The sequence below is a fragment of the Candidatus Similichlamydia epinepheli genome (assembly GCF_003056015.1).
In genome coordinates, this window is sequence record NZ_PPEU01000026.1 from 1 (window position 1) to 10,591 (window position 10,591).

Here is a 10,591-nt window from a genome sequence, read left to right on the forward strand (position 1 = left end):
GGAGGCTTTGTCGCTAGAGGTGGTTTTTGCTTAGGTGGAGAAGAAGGTCTTGGTGGAGCTTTAGCCTGAGGAGGCTTTGTCGCTAGAGGTGGTTTTTGCTTAGGTGGAGAAGAAGGTCTTGGTGGAGCTTTAGCCTGAGGAGGCTTTGTCGCTAGAGGTGGTTTTTGCTTAGGTGGAGAAGAAGGTCTTGGTGGTGCTTTAGCCTGAGGAGGCTTTGTCGCTAGCGGTGGCTTGCTCTTAGGTGGAGAAGAAGGTCTTGGTGGAGCTTTAGCCTGAGGAGGCTTTGTCGCTAGAGGTGGTTTTTGCTTAGGTGGAGAAGAAGGTCTTGGTGGAGCTTTAGCCTGAGGAGGCTTTGTCGCTAGCGGTGGTTTTTGCTTAGGTGGAGAAGAAGTTTTTGGTGGAGCTTTAGACTGAGGTTTCGGAGCTAGCGGTGGCTTGCTCTTAGGTGGAGACGCTGGTCTGCCAGCAGGCCTGCTCTGTGGTCTTGCTGGAGCTTCCCCACCGCTAGAAGGAGGTCTAGAAGGCCTTGGAGGGGCATTTTTCCTTGGTGGAGCTGGACGTCGAGGTCCTCCTCCTGCTTGTGTACCTGTGGAGGACGAAGACGTGCTCTTCTTTTTCTTCTTTTTACCAAGTAACTTTCTGATAAGAGCTTTTAATTTTTGGATAATGCCTCTTTTAGGCTTAACTCCACCTGTCCCACCACTGTTTCCATTATCCCTAACTTGCTCGACATCTCGACCCTGAAGACCTTTGTTTGCTCTCGCTCTTTGCTGTCTGGCATTGATCTCTGCACGTTGGAAAACCACCGCTGTCGGTGTACTCGAAGACTTGCCACCTGGTACAACTTTTACACCAGGGCCGAGAGGACCTGAACTTCCAGTTTTAGATCCATTACCTGTTGGCCTACTTACAGGTCTACTTGGAGTGTTATTGGGTGAGATTGGATTACTCATTGGGAATATCTCGGTGGTGTTACTGGTTAAGATGAAGAGTGATTTCTTATTGTCTTATAGGAATGATCTATCTCAATAAGTCCAGTGTGGGAACTGGGAAGAAAATGATAAGTTGTAATATCCGTTTAGGACGATTTTAATGCCCTATTCGGCGAAATATTTTGTCGTTTGTTCTAAACGAGATTGTTGTTGGGAGGCTTCCTATTTCTTAGGATTTTCTCGCTCTCAAATACTGTTCGCGTAAACTTACTTGGATCTAAAGATGAAAAGGTAAAATCTTTGAAGAACGACTGAAGCTAATCGGTCGACCATTGTTCTTTTATCCCTTTTACCTACTCTGACAATTGCTTCTTTTATAGGTCTAGCAAATATCAATCGCAGTGGAAGAGACCAACTGAAACATAGTGAATTTATCGTTTTGTTACACACGCAGAAAATTGGGATTCAAAACTTGCTTTCCAATCGCATTCTGTAGAGTTGTGTGTGTTTTTACAAGGAAAAGACGAAGATTTGGGCTCATCGTATCTTTTGTTGATTTCTCTACAAATCTAGTAAATAAAACTCTAGAAAGCTTCCTTTTGCGACCTTGAGAGGCTAACTGGTAAAGTTCATTACTTAAGCCAAAAAGAGTCAATGCTTGAGCTTTAAGTAACTGAAAAGACTTTCTCATCTGAGAAGAGGTAACAATAGAAGTGGAAGACCTCTGATCATTGTTTTGCTGAATATCTCTCGCTAATACACAAATATCTTCTTTGTAATGCTCAAATGCCGTCGAAAGCCAACCGATCCAGTAAGGGTCTGATAAACCTCTTGAAAGCATTAGCAAAGATCCAGTCGGATTAATCAGAAGATGGGGATTAACCTCAAAACATGCTCTCGCATAATTCAAGACTGCATCTCTACATTCGGAAGAAGAGTGATGAACTCTCTCAACAATTCCTTCCAAGGGATCTGTAGCTCGACTATCAATAACTAGAGAAGGAGAGACCTCTATAGTGCGACTCGTGCTCCACAACCTTTTTTGCAAGAAACGGAAAGCAGAAAAGAATAAGAAGTGAATCCTTTCAAATACCGAACGTACTACGCGAAATACACCAAATCCCATAACCCGATCTAAAGATACAGAGAATCTAGATAGCCTGAAAGGGCAAGCTGGGATGAGAGCCGCAGCTCTTCTGGAAAGGTGTTGAGTAAGCGTTCTTAAGTACATCGTAGGAGGTATTATTACCCTTTTCTCCTACGTGGCAGTGTCAAAGTGTTTGACAAGGCATGCTTTCTAAAAAAGAGATACCAATATTTGAGCTAAATTAGCAAATAACGATAGGAACTCAATCTCAAGCACAAGAAGGAGAATGGATATGTCATTAACAAGATTGATGGGATTTTCAGAGTACATTCATTCTCATGTGTTCACAGGGCGTGGAGTACTGACCATATCATCCGGGTTTATGGTGCTTATGGAAGGTAGGAGAGGAGGATCGGTATCATGTATGGCACTGTCTCAGGCTGGGAAATCCTGGATAAGGAAAATCCCGAAGTAGATGATCAGTACACCACGTGCTGCGAAAAATTAATTCTTTATATGCAGGGTTTGCGGTTGGATTTCTTTTTGCGAGCTGGAAGTTGTTTAGAAGGCTTCTTGATAAGAGCACGAGCAATCTTTTTTTTCCTCGAGACTTTTTTAGGAAGTAAAAGCTCAGCGGGAACAAGGCTTTTTCTTTTGAGCTTAGGTGGATTAAACCAAGCATCAGAAGAAGCTTTTTCTAAAATATTTTTTTCGGATTGATTTTTATAGCCTATTGCTAAGACGAAACTGTGGAATTCTTCGAAAGTATGAACAGGGTGAAAATCAAGCAATTCTCCACAGAGCTGAGTACATTTTCTCAATTTTCTAGCATTAGAAAGACTTTCAGAACTTAGGGAAGATCGGATCGATTGTAAGATAACCTGAACAACTCGCAAGTCACAGTCTCCATGTTCACAGGAAGTAGACATAGTTACGCTGTTAGCCAAGTTAGAATTTAAAGACGAATTTAGGTATGAAAATTAGGTGATTCGGACAGAAGAAAGGGAGGAACCCTTCAAGAGAAATTCTACTTGAAAGGCCCCAACTTCGTCAACCCAATTGAACTATGCTCTTTTAGATCTTGTAGATTTGCCCCTGACGCCTCTAACCTTTGATGACCCTCTTGCCCCTGTGATTGAACGGCTAGAAGAAGTAGTTTTTCGTGTGCTTCGATTTGTTACAGAAGGACCCCTTGCTGCCCTCCCTCTAGTAGAGGGGGAAGCAGCGGACGACCTTGTAGCAGCTGCTGTCGCTCTTCTCTTTGTAGTTGTGGCTCGTCGTGTAGTTGCACGCCTCGTCGAAGAAACAGACGATCTTGTAGCTGCTGCCGTTGATCTTCTCTTTGGTGTCGTACTTTGTCGTGTGGTTGTACGTCCTGTTTTGGTGATTTTTTCCCTAGTGCTATTCCTGGCACCTGTAACAGTAGATGATTTCCGCCTAGGGCGATCTGTATCAGATGCCTCTCTAGTCGTAATGGCCCTTCTACCTCTTGGAAATGTGGTTGAGGGCCTTCCTCTCGAACGACTTTCTCCAGGAATATCACGAAGTGTGCTCGCTCTTCTGCCTCTTTTGAATACAGTTGATGTCTTTCCCCTAGGACGGTCCTCTTCCGATGCACTCCATGCGGCACTAGGTCTTCCTCTTCTTAAAAAAGATGTTGGTTCTTTTCCTCTGCTAAAACGATCTTTTTCAGACGATTCTCTAACCCCTCTTGTTCTCTTACCTGCAGCAAAAGCCTTAGAAGGCCTTCCCCTAGGGCGATCGACCTCATATGTATCTCTAGGTGTGGCAGATCGCCTCCCTTTAGTAGGAGTTGTTAAAGATGCACTCCTAGAACGGTACACTTTAGAAGTATCTCGCGTTGAGCTTGTTCTTCTACCTCTAGAAAACGCAGCTGTGGTTTTTTTTCTGATAGGGCGACTTTCTTCCAAATCCTCCCACTTCTTTGATATAGCCTTTCTTACACCAATTCCACGAGTTGTACGTCGAGGAGCGCGGTCGAAGTCAGCCTCCCTCTTAGTTGATGTGCGAGGGACTCTATTCTGCTTGACTTCACTGGTAATTCGACGTCCAGTCGAAGTCGATCTCCATCCATCTCGTTTAGCAGTAGCATCGGATATTTTTGCTTTTGGTGGTCGCCCTCGTCTTACAGTAGGAGGATTCAACCCTTCGGAATTACTAATAGGCTTTTCTCTGGTCACACGAGACGAACCCCTGGAAGCAGCTCCCCATTCTTTTCTAGCAACTTTTGTCCTAGTTCGTGTGGAAAATGTATTTTCATTCTCCAACTCGGAATCGTTTTTTGTAGATGATCTACGTCTCATTTTTGTTGTTTTCACCTGCGAAATTTTTGATCGTCCTACAGTTGCTCTTGGTTTGCCTCGAGTAACTCGGGCCGATCTTGTCTTGGAATCTTCTCTTGTGCGTTTCCCGCTTTCCTCAACTTCATCTTCGTTTTCTGTAATATCAGGAAGTGGAAGTGTTATGTGCTCTGGAAGTGGAGACTTTCCATCGGAAAGATCTAAAACTGTACGAGAAGAAGATGAATCCTCTACTTGTTTTTCAACATTTTGGGAACCTTTTCTTGCTGGTTTTTTTTGCTTTTCTAATTGGTAAAGAGTCGCACGTAAAAGAAAGATAGTATGAGAAACAAATGTTCGTACCCAATCTTCAGAAATGCATTGAAAGGAATCAAACCCTTGATTCTGAAACTCATTGGTTAAACGCTTGCAAAGTTCCGGTGCAAGATCTGCCAAAAGAACTCTCGAAGGAGAATGAGAAAGAAAGAAGGCATTTACCTGTTCAAGTTCTTCTTGTGTGAGCATAGCATCGAAATCAAAACGAGGATCATCTTCTGTAATAGAGAGCCTGGTAAGAATCAGTGTTCTAGTGAGAGCAAAAAGCGCCTCTATAACTTCACTGGAACTCCTTTCTTTACCTTCTAAGCATTGCTCATCGTGTTGGGCGCAGATTTCCATTTCCTGTTCGACTGTTTCCTCATCGGAGGAATTGTGTTTCTTATTCATAAACCGATTTCCTGGCTAATATATCGACGTGAATCTTTTCTCTAGATGAGAATATTCAGGAAAAGATGCTCACGAATCAAGCGCTTCTATGTATTGAGATGTCACATCTGGAACGGACATACGCAACAACCAACTTGCCGAAAAAAAAGATAAATTTCTTTGAAGGTTTTTCGAAGCTCTTACGAACAACGCACTTTGTGTTTGTGAAATCAAAAGAGAAAGTGTCTTTTTTCAAAATTAGGAAAAGTTTTTGGTTGTTGCAACATTTAGAAACGCAGGAGGCGTGTATGTTAACTGAGTCTTGCGTATTTCAACAATCTTTGTGCAAAAAAGAGCCCAAAAAGGGCTCTTAAAGATTACTAATAGAGAAATATCAATGATGATCACGGAATTATTAGACGCGATCGACTATTTTACTTTTTAGAGGATAGAGTTCTTTTGGCTACTGCGCCTCTTTTTGCACCTACACCTCTTCTGGATACTGAGCCTCTTTTAGTAACTGTACCTCTTTTAGCGACGGCGCCTCTTTTAGTAACTGCACCTCTTTTAGCTACTGCAGCTCTTTTTAATCCTGTTGCTTTTTTGGCTGTTCGAACAATTTTCTTCGTTGGCCCTCTCTTGGGAGCTGCCTTTTTTATGACTCTCTTTTTTGTAGCTGTCGCTCTTAATTGTGTCTTTGTTCTCGATGTTGTTTTTGTGCTTGTTCTTGGCTTTGCACGTAGAGATGTAGCTTTTTTACTGGCTGTTCCTGTACGAGTTTTTCTTACAGTTGCAGCTTTAGTTGATTTTGTGGTCGTTAGCTTTTTCCTAATAGAACCGACTCTGGAACTAGCAGTTTTGCTTGCAGCTTTTGCTCGGACTATTTTTCTACTTTTTATTCTTGTTGTAGATTTTCTAGCCGTGACCTTTTTTGCGGAAGCGGATCGACCCTTTTTGCCCTTAGTTGCGTGGGAAGATAGTAGCTCTTCAACTAGAGCTTGTGTAACTCGAGGGGATGCTGAGCCAGTTGACTTAGCTTTCGCTCTTACTCCTGTTGCTCCTTTCCTTGTGGTGATTCCTGTTTTTGCTTTCACACTTTTCTCCTTGGAGATTGTTGCTGATTTTGCCCTTCCAAACATAATTTTGGGCGATGATGACTTCTTCCCAACCCCCGATCTGGGTGCTGGTTGTTTTTTTTGGTGCGATTGAGGCTGGGAACCTAGTGTCATGATACGTCCTTCCCTTCGTTGATATTTTAAAAACTGAGCCTTCGTTTTCAATCAGGCCTACTATTTTATTGGCCCAATGTGAAGAAGGGTGGGCCTTTTTCCCTGATCGTTTTTTTGCTAATGGCTCTTCTGGTCTGATGATTCATCAGGTTCAATTGAGATGATGTTCGTGTTTTATTTCTTCCAATCTTTCCAATGAACAGGATTGCATCCTTTTCATGATTTTATAATGAGAAGAAGAAAGTAACGATCTGTTTAGATTCCTGATCTACAAATAGTTGTTTCGATGTCAAGAGTTGTTAGCATTATTTTTTAATTTTTTTGAAATTGAGAACATTTTTTGCCTCTTTTCTTTCCAAATGAAGTCACTTTCCGATTTTGTTCTAAGTCGATTGCAATCATCTGCCAATAAAGATCGATCTGTTTTAAATCTGGTTAGGGCAGGTGATACCTGTTCAATAGAAAAGGGGGAGGCATGGATCCAAGAAGAACGCGGGGAAATGATTTTAATGTCGGAGTAAGACAGGTAAACGGTCGTTACGAAACATTTGCGGAAGTTGGTACAGCGACTGGTCGTGAAGTTTTCGTCATGCGAATTCGCCTTGATGGTCGAGAGCTTGATCAAGCTACTCTTGCAACTCTTCATGACTATGCAAATGGAGTAGATCTAGATCCAGACACGGCACGAACAGCTCATTTAAGGATGAGAGCGATCGCTCAAAACGTGCAGAGGATTTTTGTAGGAAGAGTACAAACAGGACGTGCTGGATCAAGAGGAATAAACTTTTCAGCTTCTCGAATCAATGAACATGCTAGTGCTCAATCCATTAGGGCACATTTCACTCGTAGATCTGTTAGTGGTGAAGGAGTGCAAGAAGCAGTGGAAAGTGTACCGGTTAAACAAGCAGCTCGAGATCTTTATAACGCCTTGCGAGCTCCTGCCTTAAGCTCCGTACGAGCGACAAGAGGGCGCTTAATACCACCATCTAGTAGCTTCATAGAAGTGTCGAGGCCACCATCTCCTTCTACTCCTACTGTCAGCAGTAGAATACCTGATTTAAATCTTCCAGACACCGATAGCGATTCAGGTACAGCGGATAGATTACATGCTGCAGCAAGACGTTTAACATCCGACGTTGGTGAATTAGCTAAAGTAGTGACAGATTCAGTTAGTTCATCGAGTGACAGTGATGAAGAAGTGAGAGGGGCTGAACATCCACTTCATACAGCAGCGCGTGCAACAACAGATGCTCTTTCAAGGCTACTTACTACTGCCTCTTCTTCAAGCGAAGGGACACAATCTTCAAGTGATAGCGATAAAGAACATCCACTTCATGCAGCAGCACGCGAAACAACAGATGCTCTTTCAAAGTTACTTACTACTGCCTCTTCTTCAAGCGAAGATGGAGGAAGATCCAAGAGGTTGCCTGACGTAAGGAGAAGACAAATTGCTAGAGATGCTGTCATTGCAGGGACTAGAAAAAGAAGGAAGAAGAGAAAAGAGCTAAAACGAGCGGATACTCCTCTTTTAGAAGCTCTTGAACGGTTTAGAGAACATGGAATGTCATCTTATCCTGAGATAGGGGGCGATGAGTCACCACGCAGACTTTCTATTGATCTCGTTCCTACTTTAAGATCTTTAGGTGTGGACGAATCCACATCTTTAGCAGAGATTGCAAGATCGGCAATAGAACCAGGAGAAGAAGCAGAGAGCAGAATAGCAGACGCGTCCGTTGGTTCTGTTCTAATGTCAGATAGTCTCAAGGAGCTTGGAGATGATCTTCAACGTTTAAGTGAAACATCAGAAGACTTTTCATCGGGAAGAGAAACAGATGTAGATTCTACGTCATCTGACTCTAGTCGAGGAGCTGCGGCTGGAGGTGGTGGCGCTGTTATTGCACAAAGAGCACGCACTCTGGTCAGTTTACATAGATTTAGGGAGACTGTTGCAGGCAATTTATCATCATTGCCTCCAGAACTTCTCTCAAGGGCTCCTTTGCAATCTTTAGATGCAGCTCCTAGAGAATGGGGCAGTCACGTTGGAGCTGTCCTTAGACAAACACCAAACATAGGACATCTTCCAAATATCATTCTTGCACAGGAAGAAGCTTCACCTGATTCACAAGCAGTTCAAACTTTCCTATCGAGTCTTTTTCAATCTTGGGGTGATCGAAGTGGATACGCGCTCGTATCTGGGGGAGAGCCATCTTCAGATTCCATATTGCGTGTAGCAAGAACAGGTGATGGCGGATATGAAGTTACTACTGTTCAAAGCCTTCCAAGCGGGCTACAAGATCCTGTTGTTATGTTGACTGACCGTCATACGTATTTTGCTCCTAGCTTCCCACAACCTGTTTCTTCACAATTCTGGACAATGACGCCAACAGGTGCTTATCCAAGATTACAAGATTTATCAATGGGCATAGCACAAGGATTGTCTTCTGGTTCCAGAGGTCAATATGTGGTTGGTTCAACTGCACATGAAGTAGCGGCGACTGCCTCAATGGTCAGTATGTCTGAAGCCTCAATGGATCTATCAGCTGAGGCATCGGTTGGAATCGCGTCTTTACTTTTGGGAGCAGTTCAATTGCTAAATGCACCCCCTGAAGAAGCCGAGGGAAGGGCAGAGCGATTGCGTACAGATCCTTTGGGCAGGCAGCAACCTGTAGAAGGGGATAGAGAATTGCTAAGTCTAGAGTTGCAATCTCTTCTCTTGCGAAGTGTTGGAAGGCCAGGAGAGGAAATCTTGACTCATCGTGCGAGTACTCCACGTTTAAATGCGGTCTTGACTCGTCTAAATAACAATGCTCAAGATGCAGCTGGAAATATTGCTTTCGTTAATGAATTTGTCTGGCCACTAGCTGTTGGACAGACAACTGCAACAAGTATGACTTTGCAAAACTTACAAAAGGAATTCGGACAATAAAAAACCCGGGATAGTCTCCCGGGTTGAGTAAGATCAAGAAATCCCCAATGTTATGCCTTAGGATCAGTATCGATAACCTCAGCTTCTGCTTCTTGGGCACCGTCAGATCCATCGGTTTTTTTCTTGAAAGCACTTGACGTGGTAGCGTGTGGCGCTCCTTGAGCCCCTTTATTCATCGCTTCACCGATCTTTTGCATATAGTTGTTAAGATCTTTATGAGCTTCCTTTAGCTTATCCAAATCACGTGGCTGTGCATTCAGTTCTTTGTTTAAAGTGTCTATGCGAGTCTGCACGCCTTCTGTGATATCTTTCGGAAGTTTATCTTTATAATCATCTACTGCCTTTTGTGCTCTAAAACAAAGGCTCTGAGCTTCATTTTGAAGCTCTGCAGCTTCTTTGCGCTTGTTGTCCTCTTCTGCAAACTTCTCTGCAGTTTTGATCATTTCTTGAATCTCAACATCCGACAATCCAGACTTCGCATCAATTCGAATTTTCTGCTCTTTATTAGTCGACAGATCCTTTCCAGAAACATGAAGTAGACCGTCTGCACTTATGTCAAAAGCAACCTCAATTTGGGGCACGCCTCTAGGTGCAGGCGGTATTTCTGTTAAATCAAATGCACCAATTAACTTGTTGTCCGAAGCCATTGGACGCTCACCTTGCAAAACACGAATCGTAACGGCGGGCTGATTGTCAGTTGCAGTAGAAAAGACCATCTTTTTTTGTGTTGGAATTGTCGTATTTCTTGGAATGATGGTTGTCATCACTTCTCCAAGAGTTTCAATACCTAGGCTCAAAGATGTAACGTCAAGAAGTAGAACATCCTTAACATCGCCACCAAGCACACCTCCCTGAATCGCAGCGCCAATCGCAACAACTTCATCTGGGTTAACACCTTTATTAGGATCTTTCTTGAATATGGTTTTAACTGCCTCTTGAACAGCTGGCATACGAGTCATTCCACCGACGAGAAGAACATCTGTAATATCGGATGGAGAAAGCTTCGCGTCTTCTAAACACTTCAGACAAGGACCTTGAGTCTTCTCAATCAATGAGTGACTTAATTGCTCAAATTTAGCACGTGTCAAAGTAGCTTGTAAGTGTTTTGGACCACCGCCTGATGCATCCATAGTGATAAATGGCTGATTGATTTCAGTCTGTTGCAAAGTTGAAAGCTCTATTTTTGCACGTTCGGCAGCATCCTTTACTCTTTGAAGTGCCATTTTGTCCTTCGAAAGATCTATTCCATGATCTCTCTTGAAGCCATCAATAAGCCAAGTCATGATAACGTGATCGAAGTCATCTCCCCCAAGACGGGTATCCCCGTTTGTAGCAACGACTTCGAACACACCATCTCCAATTTCCAGAATGGAGATGTCAAATGTTCCACCACCTAAGTCGTAAACAGCAAT

General features: G+C 43.1%; 6 protein-coding genes and 1 pseudogene. 3 read left to right on the top strand and 4 right to left on the bottom strand.

Features of this window, described 5'->3' with window-relative positions; all coding sequences use genetic code 11:
- The 3 genes and pseudogenes from GCCT14_RS02380 to GCCT14_RS02390 form a co-directional block, all read right to left on the bottom strand.
- Positions 1-953: pseudogene (locus GCCT14_RS02380) on the bottom strand (hypothetical protein); the annotation flags it as partial.
- 421 nt (positions 954-1,374) lie between these two features.
- On the bottom strand, positions 1,375-2,163 hold the full coding sequence (locus GCCT14_RS02385) for a hypothetical protein (RefSeq protein WP_108624080.1): 789 nt from the start codon (positions 2,161-2,163) through the stop codon (positions 1,375-1,377).
- A 368-nt stretch (positions 2,164-2,531) separates the two neighbouring features.
- The gene (locus GCCT14_RS02390; protein ID WP_108624081.1) at positions 2,532-2,948 is read right to left on the bottom strand and encodes a hypothetical protein; all 417 of its coding nucleotides are present in this window, start codon (positions 2,946-2,948) and stop codon (positions 2,532-2,534) included.
- A gap of 130 nt (positions 2,949-3,078) precedes the next feature.
- Between GCCT14_RS02390 and GCCT14_RS05365 the strand changes: the two genes are divergently transcribed.
- From GCCT14_RS05365 to GCCT14_RS02410, 3 genes are all read left to right on the top strand, one after another.
- Positions 3,079-4,635 (top strand): hypothetical protein, encoded by a 1,557-nt coding sequence (locus GCCT14_RS05365; protein ID WP_192875480.1) that lies wholly within the window; start codon positions 3,079-3,081, stop codon positions 4,633-4,635.
- Between the two features lie 848 nt (positions 4,636-5,483).
- Complete coding sequence (locus tag GCCT14_RS02400; RefSeq protein ID WP_108624083.1) at positions 5,484-6,233, top strand: hypothetical protein; 750 nt, start codon at positions 5,484-5,486, stop codon at positions 6,231-6,233.
- A gap of 495 nt (positions 6,234-6,728) precedes the next feature.
- Positions 6,729-9,179 carry a hypothetical protein gene (locus GCCT14_RS02410; protein WP_157952505.1) on the top strand — a complete coding sequence of 817 codons (2,451 nt, stop codon included), beginning with the start codon at positions 6,729-6,731 and terminating at the stop codon, positions 9,177-9,179.
- Between the two features lie 50 nt (positions 9,180-9,229).
- Here GCCT14_RS02410 and GCCT14_RS02415 read toward each other — a convergent pair.
- A partial coding sequence (locus GCCT14_RS02415) for an Hsp70 family protein (RefSeq protein WP_108624086.1) occupies positions 9,230-10,591 on the bottom strand: 1,362 nt, incomplete at its 5' end.

Bases quoted from the DNA above. Each gene is read 5' to 3' on its own strand.
- GCCT14_RS02385 (WP_108624080.1), bottom strand. From the start codon at position 2,163: ATGTACTTAAGAACGCTTACTCAACACCTTTCCAGAAGAGCTGCGGCT.
- GCCT14_RS02390 (WP_108624081.1), bottom strand. From the start codon at position 2,948: ATGTCTACTTCCTGTGAACATGGAGACTGTGACTTGCGAGTTGTTCAG.
- GCCT14_RS02410 (WP_157952505.1), top strand. From the start codon at position 6,729: ATGGATCCAAGAAGAACGCGGGGAAATGATTTTAATGTCGGAGTAAGA.